Genomic DNA, 20,465 nt, shown 5'->3' on the forward strand with positions numbered 1-20,465 from the left:
TTCTCTCCTGCTGACGCCGAAACCTTGTGTGACACCCGATCCGGATGAATAGAAAACAGCAGGAATCATTCTATTATGAATGACAATCGCGTGACCGTTCCTTTGAGAAATATAGTATATTTGGATACGAGTCCCATGTACATAAAGAGGGCAAATCACAAGAAGAGGTGTTGGAATGAAAAGAAAATGGAATTACATCGTGATGGTCCTGCTGACCATCTTTATCGTCGGTTGCACTGACAATGCAGAGGATACGTCCACCGGAAATGAAACCGCCGATGCGCAAGAGGAAACGACAGCGCAGGCAGATGAAAACAAGCAAGATGAACAAGGAGAAGAAGAACAGCAAGAAGAAGATGCCGCTCCGGCCGCTGTTGATGAGCCGGAAGAGGAAGAACCGGCCGCTGATGCGAATGAAGACCTCTTCTCGGGCTATGACCGAATAGAGGTGGATGGTGGCGACCAGAGTGGCGATCGGGAAGCGAACGTTGTCGTGGATATTGGATTCGGGGACCGGGAATACTGGGCTTTCACCAATGAACACGGTCAGTTGGTAAGAGTTGTGGCAGAGGAAATCACTCTGCAGGACGACGATACAGAGCCGGTCGTCTCATCCGGAAGGTACTATTGGGATGAAGCTCAAGTGCCTGGTGTCGAGAGTGACCAGTTGGATCAAGGACATGTCATTGCGGACTCGCTCGGAGGCGTCTCCAATGCGTATAACATTACACCACAGGAAAGTACGCTGAACCGCCACGGGGATCAAGCCTACATGGAAGATGCCATCCGGGACGCCGGAGGCGCGACAAATTTTGAAGCCATCATCACCTATCCGGATACGAACACACAGATTCCGTCCCATTATGAATATACGTATACGATACAAGGCAATGAAGTAGTCGATACCTTCGATAATGTCAATCCGGATGACGTCAATGAATCCCTTGGACTTACCGGTGACGACTCCTCGGATTCATCTGGTGCGAATAGTTCCAGTGATTCAACCGGGTCCACGGGCGAAGGGGATGTTTCCAGCGTTGATGCAAATGGCAATGGCCAGGTGACGATCCAGGAAGCAAAAGATGCGGGTTTCAGTATGCCGATTACCAGCGACCACTGGTTATATCCTCACATGGACGATAGAGATGGAGATGGGATGGTAGGAGAATAAGTCCCTCGTCCCTCCCGCCTAACACAAAGAACCGATTGTCTCTTAACCGAGGCTTTCGGTTCTTTTTTTTATCTACGGCACGTTCATAGCGTGTCGTACGCCATCAGCATCCGGTACGTGACGACATACGCATAGAAGTCATGTGCATGACGTATCGCACGGCATGCAGAACCCCATGACGAAAATCCTGCACAGGAGGTCGGCACGGGATGCCGCACCTTATGTGTCTGTTTATACCATGTCGCACGCCATGCGTATGTCATGTGAAACGTCGTGCGTAAGGTCGTTGCTCATCGGAGTCTCATACGGTGTGTCGCATGGTGTGCGTATCTCATGAGACATATCGTAAATACATCGATTATGTGCATACGGTGCGGGATGACGTGCGTATGGCATGTGCATGGATGACGTCACGGGATACGTATGTTTTATGCTGTCGCATCGGATATGTATTTGATGCAGTACGAGATGCGCACCGGGATTCGCATGGAATGTCACACGGCATGAAAACCTTTCTTTTTTTTGAATCACCAGACCAAACCGACTCTCTTTAAGGACCAGACGGCTATCGTCTGACGCAACGTGAACCCCGGACCGTTATCCCACCCCAGGATAACGGTCTTTTTTCGGTCAGCAGAGGGGCGTTCTCTCAAGGGTAACAGAGCGTGAAACCACTGTGCGGACAACGTTTTAAGAGCAAGCGCGTGTCTTCGTGGCGGGTCCCGCGCCCGTCGGTGGTTCTTTTTGCCTTCTCTCGCTTTCGCTCGTATAACCGCTCCGGGCTTCCCGCCAAGAATTCACGCAAGATCCTTACATCCGAGCAGCGCGGAGCCTTCCTCCGCTCCGGTGGTTTTTCCTGACTTTTTTGCTCGTCCCTCTTCTCCGAATCGGTACGTACAGAGAACGATTTTTTGACATACAACCGCCTCGCGTCGTCCGCGCTGTCGGACTCCAGGAACCTTTCTTGAAGGTCTTTTCTGCCGATCCGCTGGCGCTCCTCGAACACCTTTTTGACAGCTTCCCCTACACCCTTTTCTGGCAGCTCCCCTTCTCTTATCGAATATGTCTCGGCCTTTCCGGGGCGTCCTACGCTACGCCCCTGCAAGCCCAAATCCCGGCGCGTCATTCTTCCTGCATCTCGTCCCTCTCAAGGGCATTTCGGGACGGAAATCGCGCTGAAATGGGCTGACTAACTCGTCATACGCGATTTTAGCCGGAGAGGCGTTGACTAACTTTGCGAATCGCTTAACGGCGCGGTTTATCGGGGGTAGACTAACTGAGTTAGTCAGCACGCCTCTCGCTCCGGTATGTCGCTACGCCAGTCGCCCCAGGGGTTCGCGCCGGGTTGCGCCTCGGTTGGCTAACTTTCGAGACGTGTAGGGGAAAGAGCATAAGGAGAACGTATGACAAGCCACCCTACGGGTGTTTGTCAGTCAGCATAGCTGACCGTCCCCCTCACTGCGAACATGAACGCTTACGCGTCCCTGTTCTTGGTCCTTCGGACTGCTCATTCGAAAGCTCCTGTTCGTCGCTTTCTATTCCAAGGTCAAGTGCAAGACCTCTCCTTCTCTCCCGCAGCGATCCATCTGGAACGCTGCGTCCGTTTAGGTAAAAAGCATCTTAATGAGCCGTATGCTCCCTGAACAAAGCTCCGCCGCTTTGTTCGTACACACACGAAAAGAATATTTGTATGTACATCAGTTTGGAGGATGGTCCTCCTACATTGAGCTATTACTATGGCAAAACAAATTTTCATATTACACTTAAGTATTACTCAATATGTAATACTTATATCGTTTAAAAATAATAAAAGGTTCAAGCAACCTGAGGAGCTCACGTAAAAATACAAGAAATTAATCAATGGCACTTATTGTCTCTATATTAAACAAAAAAAATAGCCCCCCTGATCCTGACAGAAACGGGTAAGGGCTATTTTTTCTTTGTAGCTTAGATAACGCCAACCCCCTATCAAGAATGGGGGATCTGCTAGACCACAGTTGAGGCTATGGTCATTTTTATTATATGATTTGTCACTACTATCCTACCACATTCCACAAAAAATAAACGGGAAAAGATCAAGCCCCCCCACAAAAGGTCTTGAGTTTAAACTTAGTAGCAACTCCGATATCAAATACAAAATCATCATTTATTCTATATAATGTTAAAGGGTAGGTAATCCGCTTCTCAACCACTTGTGAGCTTTTTAATACGTGCTCTTATATCTTCCATATCCACAGAAGCAGCAGCTTCCTCAACGCCTTGTTGCTTGTAATCCTCTTGCATCGATAATGGTATAACCTCATTATGTTTCCCAAGGCTCAATGGCGGAATTTCTTTTCCTTCTTCCACCACTTTCTTCATATCCTCTAATATATGGTTTAAAAGACCTGGTGGATTTGTCGCGTTCTTATTTCCTTCTACATGTTCCACAACAGCAAATAAAGACGGTTCATATTCACTCCCCCATACACTTTTAGCCATCTGGATCCACTCATGAAGCGCTTCGTCTTTTACATAGGTGTGAGATAGAATAGGACTTTCTCTTAGGCGGTTGATGATTTGAACTTCGTCTGGCAGTACTTGAGGGTTCTTTTGGTTTTTCTGAATATGAAAGCGAATATGTGAGGTTCCTCGCCCATTTTTCTTTAGGGGTTCATATTCAAAACAAATATCCGTTTTATCGTAAAGTTCTTTCTTCGCTGGATCCAGCACCCGCGTCCGGAAGTTCGAGTATGTTTTATACTTGTTGTGAATTCCTAACATGGACCGCAATTCATGAATAGAGAATTCTACCTTTTTCACTCGTTCCCATTTCTTCAGTAGCTCGTATATCCGGATGGCATACCTTCCGTTCAAGCGTAAAACGTTAATCAATTTGTAGGAAGTGAACTCCTTCTTCAGATAGAGAAGAAAAGGTTTCAGGTCCGGGTGAAAGGAAAAATCGATTGTCCCTTGCCATTGATTGTATTTAACCGAGGACAACCAATGAGTTTGCAACAATGAATCTGATCGTTTAATTTCAATCACTTTTGTAAGCATTCGCTTAGTAACTTCCCTCAATTCCTCGTATTTCGGCTTTTTCAACCCCATCATCTGTGTGAATTGATTGATGCTTAACGTATATGTTTGAAAATCATCGTCATCTTTTTGAACCTTACTCACTATGTATAGGATGATCTTCTGCTCTCTTTCAGACAACTGAGAGGTATAATTGGCTTCTATCAGCTGATTGGATTTCGTAACTGTATTATTCATCATATCCTTTTCAAAGTTAGGCAACTCTATTCACACTCCTCAAACCTTACACTTTTGTATCTTTGTAAGGTTTATTGTACAAGGAAAAAAGCATTATGGCTATCCCCACATTAGAGCCCGAATCTGTAAGGGTTCACTATGGAATTTTTACAGTTGGGGTGGAATAATAAGCTTCTATTGAAATATTGACTTTGATTCAAAGCCCGAATTTGTAAGGGTTTGCCCGAATCTGTAAGGGTTGAACCCGAATCTGTAAGAGTTCGGCCCGAATCTGTAAGGTCTTGAGCCCGAATCTGTAAGGGTTGAACCCGAATCCGTAAGGGTTGAACCCGAATCTGTAAGGGTTGAGCCCGAATCTGTAAGGGTTCAATCCTGAAAAGGTTGATTTCATAGGCTTTTTAAGGTCCGAAAACAATAAAACATTTAAAACAATAAAATATATGTAAAACATCATATATAGATGATGTTACGTTGAAAAGCCAAAACTGCCCCCTTTAAACCAACTTGTAATGAATCATTAGAGAAGGTTCAAAGCCTGATTATTTATATTGAAGGAAATTATATCCCTTAACTGACACATAAATTTTAGTCTTTATACTCACCTGTATCAGCACTATGATAGTACCAAGTGATAGCAACATTGTATAAATTGTAGTTATTTATACGTTGAACTCGCTATCATAGAGTGCTATAATTTTGCTTAAGGAATCCATAACGCATTGTTTCAAGTTAAGTGAATCACGTGTTGTCGTATACGGATTCCGATTATGTCGTGGTTGGCATAATCTTAAAAGAACGTTTAAGTGCGATTCAAATTTCGGCTTTGAATATGGGAACGAAAAAAGACCTTTGGCGTGGGAACCTCGGGTCTTTTTTCTGTTCTCATTTTTTATTTAGTTTTGTATAAGAATAATAGGGAATGGAAAGTAATAGATATTAGATAAGCCGATAGCTATGATTCGGTTCGAGAGTGACCATCGTAACGGCGTGGGGTTGTTACGACCTACCGGCTTATCACTTATGTGTGTGGATTAACCAATGAAGGTTGAGATCCACTGGATGAAGCGAGCAGTGTTAAAGAGGCGTAGGAACCAGTCCCATGCCTTCAGTAACCCTGATCGCTTCTTGCATGTGCATCGTTCATGTTGTTTGTGTGGTTGGCTTATGCGATTCATTAGGAGTTTAACCCCCCTTCGGTTCGAAATTGTGGGAAAAATGAACCGAATCACAGGGTACTGTCGCCTATTATACCATTCTTTGGTAGAGTGAAAAATATATTTATTGATGAACAAATCATATTTCCCTTTAAACTGAAGTGTCTTATAAGGATATTCGTTAAATAGCAAACCTATAGCGTTAAGTAAGAAGCCCCTATTACTCTAGGGGCTTTTTTTATGTCTTTAGTTTTGTCTTACGTTCTCTCATAGTTTTTGTTTCTACTGTTTAAGGTTCGGCAAAGTACACATTTGTGAACGAATCCGAAAAAGTATGAAGTTCAGAAAAAATAGCGTTCGTAAAAGTCTAAATTTAAAATGAGAACGTTCGGTTTTTCTTGTGTACATTTGCGAACGACAATTATACACTTAAGGGAAGAAAATTAAACTGGGAGTGTCTTTTTAAAATGGAGAATAGACAATACGGGTACATACGAGTAAGTAGTAAAGATCAAAATGAAGAGCGTCAGGTTGCTGCCATGAAAGAAAAAGGGATAAAAAAGCGTGATATTTTTATCGATAAAGTGAGTGGAAAGGATTTTGAAAGAGATCAGTATCAGCTCCTAAAGCGAATTCTTCGGCCAGGGGATGTATTATATATTCATTCTCTAGATCGTTTTGGTCGGAACAAAGAGGAAATTGTAAAGGAGTGGAATTCTATCATAAAAGAGCTGAGGGCTGACATTGTTGTACTGGATATGCCTTTACTGGATACCACTCAATATAAAGATAGCATGGGGACTTTTATTGCAGACCTTGTCTTACAGATCCTTTCATGGATGGCTCAGGAAGAGCGTGATCGTATTCGAAAGCGCCAGCGTGAAGGAATTGCCTTAGCTTTGGAGAAAGGAAAGAAGTTTGGTCGTCCAAAAGCACAAATTACCGATGTTTTTATGGAAGCTTATAATGAATGGAAGGCTGGTAGAATAACTGCAACGGAAGCTATGGAAAAATCAGATGTAAAAAAGACCACTTTTTATAAGCTTGTTAAACAGATGGAAAAGAAACCATCATAATCCGTAAAAAAGCTACCCTCAGAAGATGATAGCTTTTTTACCATAGAGACTAAACACATGGATGAAGAAGCAATTAAGTTAGAGGAGATATCACAGGAGTATTGTTATAAGGTTAAAGATATGTTTTAAAAAACTTTCACCACCTACTATGGGAAATCGTCGATAATAAAAAGTGTTGTACAAAAGGAAATAATGATCTTGGCAAAAACAGATAGAATTGTACGTATAAAAGTAAGGGAAGCAATGCTTTGTTAATATCTAAATTACTGGTGAGTCATCATGTCGACTTTCCATATGCTAAAATATATTTGATTTGTTAAATACCTTAAATACAAGAGTTACCTCCAATAATAACAAAGATTTTTTTCAAACAGTTCTGAAATGTAGGATATAATATACTTAGAGGTTGAGGCAATCTTATATTAGCAGTTGCACAATTACTGCACTACTGCGAGGATTTGATACAATAGGAAGCAGGATATGGTAAAATATAAAAAAGAGTTTATTTGGACATTAACAACTAAATATAGAAATAAATGTTAGTGAATCAAAGACTAAGGATTTGGCTAGAGTGTTTTACAGAGCCAAAAAAAAAACCTTCTCGGCAAAGAAGATTTTTTAGGACCCTTCCAATTTCATGATGAGCAAGTTGGCGCTTGTTCATCATGTTTAAATAAATCTTGCACCAAAAAAATGCAGGTTGGAGGGATTTGAACTTGTGAACTATCTTGGCGGATGGACACACAAGTTCGAAAACTCCCCTGAAGGGAGAGGGATAAATGTATTTCTTTATTTTAGGGGTTTTAGTAACCCTTGGTACACAAGTTTTTCAGTACGAAATTAAACAAGCAATAACTTCATTAACTTTCGTACAAAGAATGGCAATGTTTCAAGGTTTTACGGCTGGGGCGGGTATACTTTTAATATTAGCGAAGAAAAAGCTAATATTAGCATTCATTGTAAAAAACCCCATCATTATTCTTGGTATGTCATTATTACTTCTAACGATTGTATTGATTGCATGCATTTTTGTAACCCTCGTTTAAACGGGGGTTTTTTCAATAACTTTAAAAAAGATATTTTTTTGCGTGAAAAGTGCATCGTTTTTCATAATTATATAATTTCATATCTTTATCTAATAATAACACACAGAAATATTTGTTTACAATAAGTGAACTTAAATAACGCAATGTTGAGCACTGTAGTACATAATCGAATCGTTTGAAAATAGTGTAACCATAGAGGATGATTTTTAGTCAATCAAACCCTGAATCATATTATGAACCGATAACTATACTTATGATTTCGCCCTTAAATTGATACACCATATGCGTTATACTTTGCTAGTTATAGACCTAACATTTAATAAGCAAGCTTGTTAAACAGATGGAAATGAAACCTTCATAATTGGTAAAAAGCTATCATCAGAAGATGATAGCTTTTCTACTTTAGCGACTAAACAATCCCCAAGTTCTGCTTCAGTTATAATGAGTATTTAAGTTATCTTATGGGTCACTTCAAAATAAGCTACGCAGTCAATTCAGACTCAAGGATAGAACTTGTTTCGTGACCTATTTCAAAACAATCTCCACAGCTTTTAATTTAATTTCTGGATCCTCATGATTTAACATTTCCTCAAGCACTTTTTTCGCCTTTTGTTCTAATGTAGATTCTGTATTTAAACTAGGATCTTTTATTGTTTTGAATACATGCTCGTGATGCTTGGTTATATCAGCAATGGTCCCTGGGTACCTCATGGATCCTCTTAGTTCATCAGGCAATTCTGATCTTAGTAAAGGCTTTTTATCAAAATACCACTCCACTTTTCTTTGATGAGGGTACCCGCTTTCAGGTATGTTTTCATCAAGTTCCTCTACGTATTGATAATCACTCGTGATTTTACCAAAGTAGACATCTTTTTTGTTATCGTCGGGAACGACCACGATGTCCCCTACACTCATTCCATGAACAAGGGTATTTACATTACCGATTCCTTCTTCCCATCCGTTATCTTTTAGCAAAGATCGAATTTGGCTATAACTACAGCCCGACAATGGTTCTCCTACTGGATAACCTACTGCAATGATGTTTTCACTCAAAAAATCTTTCATATGATTGCTTCCGTGAGGCAAGGGTCTTACAAGCCAGATTCGGGTTTCCACGGCACACACTCCTCATATTGTTTATTTGTGATTACATGTAAATAATAAAATAATAACCACAAAATGTCAATATGTGATTACATGTGATAATAAAAACCACAAACCAGTTTGAATGGTTTGTGGTTAAAGGTTATTGACTCTCGTTGCTGGCCATCAACTCGGCTTGTTCGACGACGGTATCAATCGCCATTTGTTGGAGATCTGGTGGATAACCATACTTCTTCAAGAGGTGCTTTACGGTTACCCGCATTTTAGCTCTCGCCGATTCACGTAAGTTCCAATCAATACTCATATTCGCTTTGATGGACTTAGTCAGCTCATGAGCGATAGCTTTGAGTGTTTCATCCCCCATCACTTCTTCTGCTGATTTATTATTCGATAATGCGTCGTAGAAAGCGACTTCATCATCAGTCAAACCGGACTCTTCTCCACGGTTATAAGCCGCATTGACTTCTTTAGCGATTTCAATGAGTTCTTCAATGACTTTTGAAGCTTCAATGGTCCGCTTATTGTATTTGTTTAGAGCCTTTTCTAATAAATCCGAGAATTTCTTGGATTGAATGAGGTTTTTACGTTGGATATTCTTGATTTTTCCTTGCAGTAATCGATTCAACAGCTCAACAGCCACATTCTTTTGTGGAATAGCCTGAACTTCCTGTAAGAAACCATCTGAAAGAATGGAGATATCCGGGTTTTCAAGACCTAAAGATCCGTAAATATCTACGACTTCTTCTGAAATGATAGATTTTGAAATTAACTGGTTAATCTGAGAATCGATTTGGCTACCTGTCTTCTTCTTTTTTCCTTCGGGTAAAAGCTTAATGACCCCTGATTTCACAGCTTTAAAAAATCCGACCTCTTCATTTAATTCTTGGGCTTGTGAGGTCGTGGCACACAACGCATAAGCCTTGGATAATTCAGTCACAAGTCGCAAAAAATCCTTTTTCCGGTCCTCTCCAAGACCAAGCACATAATCGACAGTTTCGATAATTGCTTGCATACGTTCGGTCTGTTTTTCTGAATAGAACTTCTGATAATCATGACCATGAAGCATGCTCTGCAACAATTCATATTTCTCCTGCATGATTTCTGCTGCTAAATCTGTATCAACGCCAGCATTTCTTTGATCACTTTCCGTATATTGTTTGAGAGCTTCTTTCAAACTGTCTGCAAAACCAATGTAATCGACCACTAATCCTCCTGGTTTATCCCTAAACACACGGTTTACTCGGGCTATAGCCTGCATAAGATTGTGTCCCTTCATCGGCTTATCAATGTACATTGTATGCATGGAAGGAACATCAAAACCGGTGAGCCACATATCTCGTACGATGACGAACTGCAACGGATCTTTATTGTCCTTCATTCGTTTTGCCAGATATTCTCTTCTCCGTTTATTCCCCGTGTATTTATGCCAGTCTTCAGGGTCACTGGAGTTACCAGTCATGACAACCTTGATTACCCCTTTATCGTCATCGTCGCTATGCCAGTCTGGACGCAGTTTAATGATTTCCTTATAGAGATCAATGGCAATGCGGCGAGACATGACGACCGCCATCGCTTTTCCGAACATAGCTTCTTGCCGGTTTTCAAAGTGATCGACCATGTCTTTAGCCAACCGTTTCACTCGTGACTCTGCGCCTGCTAGCGCTTCCAATCGGGACCACTTTGATTTTAGTTTTTCTCGTTCGTCAAACTCTTGGTGCTCGGTGAGATCATCAAGTTCTGTATCAATGTCCATCGCTTCGTCTTCGGGCATATCCAACTTCACGATACGGCTTTCATAATAGATTTTAACGGTCGCCCCGTCTTCTACGGCTTGAGTCATATCATACACATCAATGTAATTACCAAAAACAGCTGGGGTGTTTTTATCTTCAAGCTCTACAGGAGTGCCTGTAAACCCAATGAAAGAAGCGTTCGGCAAAGCATCTCGCAAGTATTTCGCAAAACCATACTTCAATTTGGCTGACTTTTTACTCTTACGTACTTCGGCTTCAAAGCCATATTGAGAACGGTGAGCCTCGTCTGCAATCACAATTACATTTTTCCGGTCGGTAAACGTTTCTAGGGATTCCTCTTCACCTTCAGGAGCGAATTTATGCATCGTGGTAAACACAATCCCCCCTGAATCCACAGATAGAAGTTCTTTCAAGTGTTCTTTGGAAGTGGCCTGCTTTGGCTCTTGCCGAAGAATGGAAGAAGATTTACCGAATGTGGAATAAAGTTGCTCATCCAAGTCATTTCGGTCTGTTAGTACCACAATTGTGGGATTGTCTGCTCCTAGCACAAGCTTCCCACTATAAAAAACCATCGAAAGACTTTTTCCTGACCCTTGGGTATGCCAGATGACTCCGATTTTTCGGTCCCCTTCCTCAGAAATCGCTCGGCTCGTCTGTGTCATTGCTTTATTGACAGCATAGTACTGATGGTACGCGGCCAGGATTTTGATCAGGCTCTGATCGTCTTCCTGGAATAGAATATAATGGCGAATGATATCAATCAGGGTTTCTTTCTGGAACATGCCACGGATTAAGACTTCGATTTGAGGGATTGTGTTGGGCGCGATGGTTTCACCGTCAAACGTTCTCCAGAGGGTAAACCATTCTTCCGTAGAAGTGAGGGTTCCGACCCGGGCATTCACCCCATCACTGATTACCATGAAGGCGTTTGTCTGAAAAAGAGTTGGAATAGTAGCTTTATAGGTTTGTAGTTGATTGTAGGCTTCTGAAATCCCGACATTTTCATCGGAGGAGCTCTTCAGTTCGAATACAACGACAGGCAATCCATTAACGAACACTACGACATCCGGACGTTTGTTGTTTCGCCCCTCGACCACTGTGAATTGATTAAGAACAAGAAAATCATTGTTCTCGATATTTTCAGTATCTAGCAGCCATAGTTTTTCCGTTCGTTCCTCTTCCCCTGCGCTTTGCGTCGTTACATCAATTCCGTCGGTTAAGGTGCGATGAAAGTCTCGGTTGTTCATCAAGAGCGAGGGGTGCTTCGCTGTCGTCAGCTGACGGAGAGCTTCTTCTAATTGATCAGGGTCTGCTTGTGGATTGATGGTGGCCAGTGCATTATATAAACGGTCCTCTAAAATAACGGTTTGATAATCATGGCGTTCCGGATCTTCCCCCTCCGGGGAAAGGTCCGGTCCATGAGCTATTTCATATTCTAGTTCCTCAAACCATTCGAGCGTCGCCTGTTCCAGTTCATCTTCGTTAAACCAAGACATTCTCTACCTCCTCACTTTCTTCATTTATCACTATTTCACCGGATAAAAGTCTTGGTATAAGACTCTTTCTAATACCTTCTAGTTTTTTGTTTTGATATATCAAACTTAGAATTTGGTCAAAAAAAGGATTTAACAAATCTTCAAATTTGCTAGCTAACTCAATTGGAGGTAATGCCAGTTTATAATCTCCCATTGCTTGCCATCCTGCTCTTGGCATTCTTGTACCTGTAGATGTTTGATTACAATATTCTATAAATTTATCCTGAGTTAACAAACATACTAGAAAAGAAAAGTGCTCTGCTTTTATAGAATTAATAACTAGGATGTCTGTGGAGCAAATGCCATTAGTGGGTGCAATACCAACTTTTTTAAAATAAGGTCTTAATTTACCAAAGAGAATATCTTTCTTCTTGTAAGACTTTTTGTTGCTATTGACCTTTTCACTAGTTTCCCAGGATGATAAAGCTACACTCGCTCTTGGCATATGCTCTAATCCGATATATGGCGTTTCATTATCAATTTCAGATATCTTAACGTTTTTCCCTACGTTTTGAGCTACATCTTTAACTTTTGATACTTCCCATCCTGCAGGGATCCATCCGAGCTCACTTTCTACCATTTTTCCACCACTAGAACGATATGGCTCCCCGCCTTCATTCGGAAATTCAAAGTCAATAAACCAGTTTTTAAATAAATTTTTAGAAAGTTCCTCTAGATTAGAGGTGATTTGATTGTTTAGATCTATTTTTTCATTGATACTACGAAGAAAAATACTTATAGACTTTTGAGTATCAAGGTTAGGCAACTCTATTTCTAATTCGCTAATATCTCTAGGTTTTATAGACGGATAAGCAGAAGTGCTGTTCTCCGCAATAGCTTGCAAAAGTTCTATATTTGGATTTAACGTTAAAAAGCAGTACAGATAATAGGGGTCTACTACTGTTTCATCTGGCGTCAAAACAGCGAATCCAGTAGAAACAATTAAATGTTCTTCACTTTCACGTATGAAACCATAATGTCTTTGTATTGGTCTAACAGTTGAATAAACAATATCATTCTTTTTAACTTTCCTTCTTGCCCTACTAGGCACGTTATCTTTGCCTATAGTTAACTTATTAGGCTTCTGAAAATGCCCTTCTGTAACACTAGAAGTATCCAAGTAGTATATTTCTTTTGGGAGATTGTTCTTCTTAAGGGTATGGACATTGACCTTGCAAATATCCCCTATTTTACACTTCATATCCAATCCCCCTCAGTGCCCTACGAATCTCATCTTCCAGGCTTTTCGACTTCGCAAACTGCTCCGCTAATTCACCAGTCAATCGTTCCATTTTATTTTCAAAAGGTTCATCATCTTCGTCTACTTCTTCAAGGCCCACATACCGACCAGGTGTCAATATATATTCATGTTTTCTGATTTCCCCCAAAGTCGATGATTTACAGAAACCAAGGACGTCTTCATATTCCTGATCATTCGTTCCCCGCCAGGAATGGAAGGTGTTAACAACCTGTTGGATATCTTTCTCCGAAAACTCTTTATGAGTACGGTCCGCCATGAATCCTAACTTTCGGGCATCAATGAACAGAGTTTCTCCTTTACGATTTCGTTGTCCTCTGGCCGCTTTATTACGTGTGACGAACCATAGGGATACAGGGATTGGAGTCGAGTAAAAAAGTTGCCCTGGTAACGTAACAATACATTCAACAAGGTCTCCATTGACGATGTTTTTACGAATTTCCAATTCACTTTTTTGGCTGGTCGATATAGAACCATTGGCTAAAACAAAACCAGCTGTTCCGGAAGGAGCCAACTTAGAAACCATATGCTGGATCCAGGCATAGTTGGCGTTACCTTCTGGTGGAATACCAAATTTCCAACGGGCATCGTCCAATAAACGATTTCCACCCCAGTCACTGATGTTGAACGGAGGGTTCGCCAAGATATAATCCGCCTTCAAGCTCTTGTGCAAATCCTTATGAAAGGTATCGGCATGTTCACCGCCAAGGTTGCTATCAAGCCCACGAATTGCCAAGTTCATCTTGCACAAACGCCAGGTCGTGGGATTGGATTCTTGACCATAAACGGCGATATCTCCTAATTTACCCTGATGATTCTCCACGAATTTCTCACTTTGAATAAACATGCCACCGGAACCGCAGCAAGGGTCATAGATTCTTCCTTTATAAGGCTCGATCATTTCAACAAGTAACTGGACAACGGAACGAGGGGTATAGAACTCTCCACCGTTCTTCCCTTCCGCACTGGCGAACTGCGCAAGGAAGTACTCATAGACGCGTCCCAAAACATCACTGGCTTTGCTTTTTTGGTCCCCTACGCGAATCGTAGAGAACAGATCGATAGTTTCGCCCAAGCGTCGTTTGTCGAGATCCGGACGTGCGTAGATTTTCGGGAGAATCCCTTTTAAGGACTCGTTTTCCTTTTCGATTGCAATCATTGCAGCATCTACCATTTGACCAATTTCTGGCTGTTTAGCATTCACTTTCAGGTGAGACCAACGCGCCTCTTTAGGTACCCAGAAGATATTTTGGGCCAAGTATTCATCCCGGTCTTCTTCGTCCGCATACTCTTCTTCTTTTAATTTGGCATGTAATTCTTCAAAGCTGTCTGAAACATATTTTAAGAATAAGAGGCCGAGCACGACGTGCTTGTATTCTGCAGCGTCCATGCTCCCTCTGAGTTTATCTGCCATTTGCCATAGCTTTTCTTCGTATCCGATATTTGCACCTGTTTCTTGTTTAGCCAATTGTAACTCCTCCTTCAATCATGGGTAAGGCCACGCGCTTAATGCGTAGGGTATTATCTTTTCCGTTTAACTGGTCAGCTCGGCCAGTGCCGTAAACCCCGAGCCCCCGTCGTCCTTTTACAGCCTTTACCGTAATTCGGTGACTCTCTCTTTGAAAATCGATGTCCAGGCAGTCTTTCGCTTGTTCCAGTGTTAAGATAGCAATCTCGCTATTCTGCATTTTGTTATGCTGTCCGCATACAAACGCAAAGGCATATTTCTTTCCATTATCTTGGTATTGTTTAATCCTCTCCATTTCTTCTGTGGAAAAGGAAAACGTCCAAATCTTTGTGTGTTTATTCTTTCGTTTCGCTGGCATGGAGGCGTATTTCGTATAAATTTCATACTCTCCTTGATCGGTTGTGACTGAATAAACACGACGGTTTTCTCCTGGTTCCACAATGGCTGGGGCCATTCCGTTATTAATGAAAACCGACAGTAAGGATCCGTAGTAGAAATCAGCTTTCCGAATTGTAGTCATCACGATCTCCCCTTATAGTTATATTGTACTAAAAACCGCAACCCCTATGGGCTTATTCCGGTAGTTTCTGTTCGAAAGCAACAGTGATCTCCATTTCTTCGTATAGGTCCAGATAGGACTCCCTTTGTTTTTGTTCGGCTTCTTTGATTGCTTGTTGATAGTCCTTATTTGCCTGGGCAAAGGAATCACCGATGTGCTGCTGTTTGTCATATGGCAATTCAGGGACCGGTACTTCTACAATTTCTTTTAAGCTGATAACTTTGACAGCAGATCCTTTTTGAGAAGAAGACAAGTAATATTGTCCCAAGGGACTTTCCAGATAAGCTTTTAGAAACTGAGCATGATAATTAGGGCTGAGTCGTAAGCCAATAAAGTTATGAGATAAGATGATCTCTCCTTCTATATCTGGGACCACTGCAACTTTGATGGTAGTTCCACGAGCTGATACGATGATATCTCCCTTTCTCACCATATACTGCTGGGCTTTCTTGCTGTCCTTAATGGTCATGGTTTGCAGGGTATCAAATTGGATTTCTCCTCCCTGGACATCAGTTAATTGAATAACCTTATATTCCGTTCCAGGTTCTTGTTGCTTGGATTTTGAAGGCATGTTAATTCCACGATAAACTTCAGCTACATCACCCAAATCTTTTTTAGGAACATTGTGATTCATAAAGGATTTACTGTTTACAGTCACAGTCCCAATTGGAGAATCTACATCATCGACATCAAAATATTTACGGATAGATAGAGACCCTTCCTCGATCTCTGATAGCTTGACAAAACGGCTGTATGCTTGTATTTCTTTTCCGTTATGAAACGCTTCTACAATCTTTTGGATATCTTCAGGCCGCAGTTGATTGCTGCCTCTTCCTTTTTGAAATTCTTCAGACGCATCCATAAAGAATATCTTCTCTTTGCGATCTTTTGGTTTGTTTTTATTGATGAGTACAATAGCCACTGGAATACCCATGGATGAAAATAAATTTGAAGGTAGACCAATTACACCCTCAATGAGGTCGCTTTGGATCAACTCTTTTCGGATTTTACCTTCTGCACCGCCTCGGAACAATACGCCATGGGATACGACCAATGCGGCTTTACCTTCATTATTTAAGGATGCGATAGCGTGGGAGATGAAAGCCATATCTGCATTCGATTTACTCGGTAGACCATACATAAAGCGTCCCATCAGCTCATCCTCAACAGCTTCACGATTCCAGGAAATAGAAAAAGGGAAATTCATCATGACATAATCAAACTTCTTTAAGCTGTGATCTTCTTTATAGGCAGGATCTAATAACGTATCTCCCAGCTGATACTGGCTGTTGGTTATGCCATGGACAAATAAGTTGATTCGGCCGATTATCCAAGCGTTCTCATTTATATCTTGAGCATAAAAGGATAACTCTTTATCCTTCCCTGTTGCGTATCTCAACCCTTCCGTGAGTAACAGCCCCGACCCGGCCGTTCCGTCGTATACACTTCCTTGTTGGATATCCAAAAGCTTTGGAAGAAGGGAATTAATTGAATACGGAGTGATGTGCTCTCCTCCTTTCAACCCTTGTGATTCCATGTAACGGTATAGGAGGCTTTCGGCAATCTTCCCAAACTCCTCAGGGGAAGGACGTTTGTATTTATTTAACGTAATAGCAAATTTAAATAAAGTAGATTCTTCCAGAGAGTCAAAATTCGCAGAGATCAGGGCCTTGTCTAAGAAAGGAATGATTTGTTCCGTTTCTTTTGCTGCTTCTTGCAAACGTTCTCCAATCTCATGTCCGTGTTGAGTTACTTGGTTCCATTTAATTTCGTTAGGGATATCAAATTGATCCAATTCCTCTATATAGATCAATGCCAAAGAGCTCAACATAGTTTGGATACCATTCGTTTGGTTGCTGTTAATGGTTGGATCATGTCGTAATACATCTAATCCTTCAAATACCGCCTTTTGGAAATTAGTTTCGTACATTTTGATTCCTCCGTTTTTTAATTTATTTCAAAAAGTAAACTGATTACTTTTTGTTTATTTTGAAAAAAATTACACTATTTGGGTTTCGCTAAATACCATCTAAAACCATTCATTACTAGCTACCCCGCCAGGATAAAATGGGTGGACGAGTAATTTATTTTCATTCATCAACACCTCTGAAGTGACTTGTTATATATAATATACTCAAATAATGGAAATATGTCAACGGTTTTTTTCGATAAATTTAAAAAGTAATTAAATTACTCTATAAAATCCCAGGTGTTGCAAAACAGTAGCTGTTGATTCAATTATATACAGCTTTTCCCTCTTTTGGTCTTTAAGGATTCTTTTCTGTGTGAGTAAGCAGGTAATTATTCAACTGGTGTGGAACTGTAAGTTAGCACAAATAGAAAGGAGGTTTCCTATGGATGCGAAAACAAAACTTCTTTTAGAATTAGGGGGCCATTTGCAGTTTCATATTGAATGTACTTATCCTATGGCCAATGAGGATCGTCAAATTATTGTTGTAGATCAAGAAAACCCCACACTTCCTACAACGTATCTCCACTCCCATGTTTCTTCCCTGCCTCATTCTCCAGTCAAAGATTTTCTTCTGCGTCATGAAAGGCTTATTTCCGATGGGATTTATGATGAATGCAACACAACTACGCAATAGGGATTAATGTTTCACTGATGAACAGTTAACTGATCACATACTCTGGAGGTGGGTGTCCTCCCCCACCTCTCACATCCTAGAAGTTGAACTTTTTAAATGGTCTTATAAATTCATGAATCATCTTTGAGTCACGGAAAAAAGATCGGTATGCCCCCCCCTGTTTCATATCTCAAATTCGAGATATGTTCCTTGGTTCCTGGTTTTTTCAAGGAAACTTTTATATGCGTAACACAGATATGTATATATCTGTTTTTATAAGTCTTTCATTATAAAAAAGAGGAACAAAGGAACATAATTCTGTGCCCCCTTGGTATAGAGCGATTTGGATGTTCCTTTTTAATGTGAAATTCCAGGGACATCGCAGGGACATTTCGAGAAAAGCAGGAACAAATGAGCGAATTTTACTTGCGTGTATGCAATTCTGTGACTTTTTTTGATCCGAATTGATAGCGCTTTCATTGAGAAAGAATACTTGCGCACATGCAAAAGTGACCAAAAAAAGGAACATTTAAGGCGAAAAAGGAACATTTTGACCCCAAAAAGGAACAAAGCAGGAACAAAAAAAGCGTCCTGTTTAAAGAACGCGAGGATAGTTATTTCTCTTTATATAATTGAGAGCTGGATGAAATTTCAGCCACCGAACTTCTTTGTGGTTCCAAAGTGGAGAGGTGCATATATCACCAATTGAGAATTTATCATCACAAGCACCCAATGTGTGATACTTTGTGGGACCTATATAAGTAAGATGGATAGAGCGCTATGAACTTAGATGGGTTTAAGTCACAGGTTTGAGTTGTAATCCCCACCCCTTCTCTCCTATTCGTTATCCCCGTAACGTTCGATGAACTCTACCAATGCGAGCTCAATCGTTTGTCCCTTCTCGATCATGTGCTTCTCTGAAAGCTTATCAAACTCCTTCCAGACGTCACGATTCACATTGTAAGCTCTCCGAGATTTTTCGGCTGTCGCATCCAATTTTAAAAGCTGCTCGTAAATAGAAGTCGTATCCTTTTCGGTTGTGGCTGCGCCTTCTTTTGTAGAGTCCCATTCCTTTATTATGTCACGGAGAATTTCGATTTCTGCTCCTGTAAGCTCACTGGATCCACCCTGGGACGTGTTACTGTCTTCACTGGATGCAATCCTCTCTGTGAGACTACCAGCCTTCTGTGATCCCCCTAAGTTCTCTTTTGGTGCTTTCCTATTCGATTTTTTACGTTCACGTTGCTTGGAGAGGTTGATCGTTTCCGGTTCGGGTTGTACTCCTTCGTATTTGTAAATCCTCTTCGCATTGTCGTATCTATATCCTGCCGCCTTCAATCGGTTGGATAACAGGTCACGGCTGATTCCGAATCCTGCAGCAACCTCGCTGACCTTACCTTCCTCATTAATGCGTTCCAATAGTGGCTTCGTTTCTACCTTACTCGTATCCACGTCGTTCATCATAGCCCTCCCTCCTCGAATCACTTGGATTTTGAGTGAATGCACGACACTGTGCCGAGTTAGTGTCTGCATTAGCACGTGTTCGTGTCGATACTACAAAGATACTTGCACGTACTAGTGTCGTGCTCTCAACGTGAGTTATACGACGCGGTATCGTGTATCTCCTGCTTACACCCTGACCGAGTCGTTACTTTGCTTGAGTTATCTTGGAAATCAATCTCTTATTTCTATATTGAATTATTATTACAATAATGTGTTACTTATTACTATTACATGTTTTGTAACAGTATCAGTGTTAATATTGAGTGTTTTATTTTAGTAGTACGTATTTACTTAATCAATAAGAGACAAAAATATTCATCATCGCCCCTTATCCATCGAGCTTTTTTATTGCAGCAATACAGTTGGATTCTCACTCTCATATTGATCTGCAAAGAGCTATAATCTTTAGTGAAAACACCTTGAATATGAAGTGACATTATGTGGTAAAATAATAGTAAACCCTTTGCCAGGAGGGGCTATTTTTTTTGGGGTGAAAATAGCGACAACGACAAAAGAGACAAATGAGCAAAAAGAGAGGCGCATCATATGCTAAGTAGTTCAGTTTTGGGGTACAAAAAATAAATTCACGCCCTAAATTGAGCTACTTTTTACATTGTAATTCGTTTGCGAAATCGTAATCGAATTAACAAGGGTAAATACATATCATTTGAAAAATACCTTATAATTGAATTAGATAGATGATGAACAATAGATTAAAATTATTCACTAGCGTGGGGTTGTGTGTGTGTTTGAAAAAGAAAAAAACAAATATAGCAAGAAACCCAAATAAACGAGCATGTATAGCTAAAAATATTACTTTTCCCTATGAAAAAGAAACTGATGATTTATTACGAAGATTAAAAGTAGAAAAAGAAACAGAAAAAACACTAAGATAATTTGATGAATAATACGAAGAAAATTTGAAAGTAAATATTATTCCGAACAAGCCATAACGAATATATAATTCGATATGGCTTGTTTATATGGTTTCGCAAAA

14 protein-coding genes are annotated in these 20,465 nt (G+C 40.7%); 5 read left to right on the top strand and 9 right to left on the bottom strand.

Annotation, left to right across the window (positions count from 1 at the left end; translation table 11 throughout):
- Positions 1 to 175 precede the first annotated feature (175 nt).
- Complete coding sequence (locus tag GLW00_RS19775) at positions 176 to 1,171, top strand: DNA/RNA non-specific endonuclease (protein ID WP_160916918.1); 996 nt, start codon at positions 176 to 178, stop codon at positions 1,169 to 1,171.
- An 83-nt stretch (positions 1,172 to 1,254) separates the two neighbouring features.
- Here the strand turns inward: GLW00_RS19775 and GLW00_RS19780 are convergent, their stop codons facing one another.
- Together GLW00_RS19780 and GLW00_RS19785 are read right to left on the bottom strand one after the other, a co-directional pair.
- Positions 1,255 to 1,434 (bottom strand): hypothetical protein, encoded by a 180-nt coding sequence (locus GLW00_RS19780; protein WP_160916920.1) that lies wholly within the window; start codon positions 1,432 to 1,434, stop codon positions 1,255 to 1,257.
- A 1,921-nt stretch (positions 1,435 to 3,355) separates the two neighbouring features.
- Entirely contained in the window at positions 3,356 to 4,450 is a 1,095-nt protein-coding gene (locus GLW00_RS19785; RefSeq protein ID WP_160916922.1) for a replication initiation protein, read from the bottom strand.
- Positions 4,451 to 6,047: 1,597 nt separating this feature from the next.
- Here GLW00_RS19785 and GLW00_RS19790 point away from each other — a divergent pair.
- Together GLW00_RS19790 and GLW00_RS19795 are read left to right on the top strand one after the other, a co-directional pair.
- Entirely contained in the window at positions 6,048 to 6,656 is a 609-nt protein-coding gene (locus GLW00_RS19790; RefSeq protein WP_160916924.1) for a recombinase family protein, read from the top strand.
- Between the two features lie 779 nt (positions 6,657 to 7,435).
- The gene (locus GLW00_RS19795) at positions 7,436 to 7,702 is read left to right on the top strand and encodes a hypothetical protein (RefSeq protein WP_160916926.1); all 267 of its coding nucleotides are present in this window, start codon (positions 7,436 to 7,438) and stop codon (positions 7,700 to 7,702) included.
- Positions 7,703 to 8,227: 525 nt separating this feature from the next.
- Here GLW00_RS19795 and GLW00_RS19800 read toward each other — a convergent pair.
- The 6 genes from GLW00_RS19800 to GLW00_RS19825 all read right to left on the bottom strand — a co-directional run bounded on the left by GLW00_RS19800 (position 8,228) and on the right by GLW00_RS19825 (position 17,310).
- The gene (locus GLW00_RS19800; RefSeq protein WP_160916928.1) at positions 8,228 to 8,818 is read right to left on the bottom strand and encodes a restriction endonuclease; all 591 of its coding nucleotides are present in this window, start codon (positions 8,816 to 8,818) and stop codon (positions 8,228 to 8,230) included.
- 130 nt (positions 8,819 to 8,948) lie between these two features.
- Positions 8,949 to 12,056, bottom strand: coding sequence for a type I restriction endonuclease subunit R (locus GLW00_RS19805; RefSeq protein ID WP_160916930.1), 3,108 nt, complete (start codon positions 12,054 to 12,056; stop codon positions 8,949 to 8,951).
- Positions 12,043 to 13,296: a restriction endonuclease subunit S gene (locus GLW00_RS19810; protein WP_160916932.1), complete on the bottom strand. Its 1,254-nt coding sequence runs from the start codon at positions 13,294 to 13,296 to the stop codon at positions 12,043 to 12,045. Before GLW00_RS19810 ends, GLW00_RS19805 begins: the two co-directional genes overlap by 14 nt.
- On the bottom strand, positions 13,286 to 14,821 hold the full coding sequence (locus tag GLW00_RS19815; RefSeq protein WP_160916933.1) for a class I SAM-dependent DNA methyltransferase: 1,536 nt from the start codon (positions 14,819 to 14,821) through the stop codon (positions 13,286 to 13,288). Before GLW00_RS19815 ends, GLW00_RS19810 begins: the two co-directional genes overlap by 11 nt.
- Positions 14,814 to 15,341: a hypothetical protein gene (locus GLW00_RS19820; protein WP_160916935.1), complete on the bottom strand. Its 528-nt coding sequence runs from the start codon at positions 15,339 to 15,341 to the stop codon at positions 14,814 to 14,816. Before GLW00_RS19820 ends, GLW00_RS19815 begins: the two co-directional genes overlap by 8 nt.
- Positions 15,342 to 15,393: 52 nt before the next feature.
- A complete protein-coding gene (locus GLW00_RS19825; protein ID WP_160916937.1) occupies positions 15,394 to 17,310 on the bottom strand; it encodes an N-6 DNA methylase in 1,917 nt (638 codons plus the stop codon).
- A gap of 424 nt (positions 17,311 to 17,734) precedes the next feature.
- Here GLW00_RS19825 and GLW00_RS19830 point away from each other — a divergent pair, with 424 nt between their 5' ends.
- Positions 17,735 to 17,986, top strand: coding sequence for a hypothetical protein (locus GLW00_RS19830; RefSeq protein ID WP_160916939.1), 252 nt, complete (start codon positions 17,735 to 17,737; stop codon positions 17,984 to 17,986).
- An 816-nt stretch (positions 17,987 to 18,802) separates the two neighbouring features.
- Here the strand turns inward: GLW00_RS19830 and GLW00_RS19835 are convergent.
- Positions 18,803 to 19,429 (bottom strand): hypothetical protein, encoded by a 627-nt coding sequence (locus GLW00_RS19835; protein ID WP_160916940.1) that lies wholly within the window; start codon positions 19,427 to 19,429, stop codon positions 18,803 to 18,805.
- Between the two features lie 788 nt (positions 19,430 to 20,217).
- Between GLW00_RS19835 and GLW00_RS19840 the strand changes: the two genes are divergently transcribed.
- Positions 20,218 to 20,364, top strand: a complete 147-nt coding sequence (locus tag GLW00_RS19840; protein WP_160916942.1) for a hypothetical protein — start codon at positions 20,218 to 20,220, stop codon at positions 20,362 to 20,364.
- Positions 20,365 to 20,465: the final 101 nt, after the last annotated feature.

The organism is Halobacillus litoralis (assembly GCF_009856445.1).
Classification (GTDB): Bacteria; Bacillota; Bacilli; order Bacillales; family Halobacillaceae; genus Halobacillus; species Halobacillus litoralis.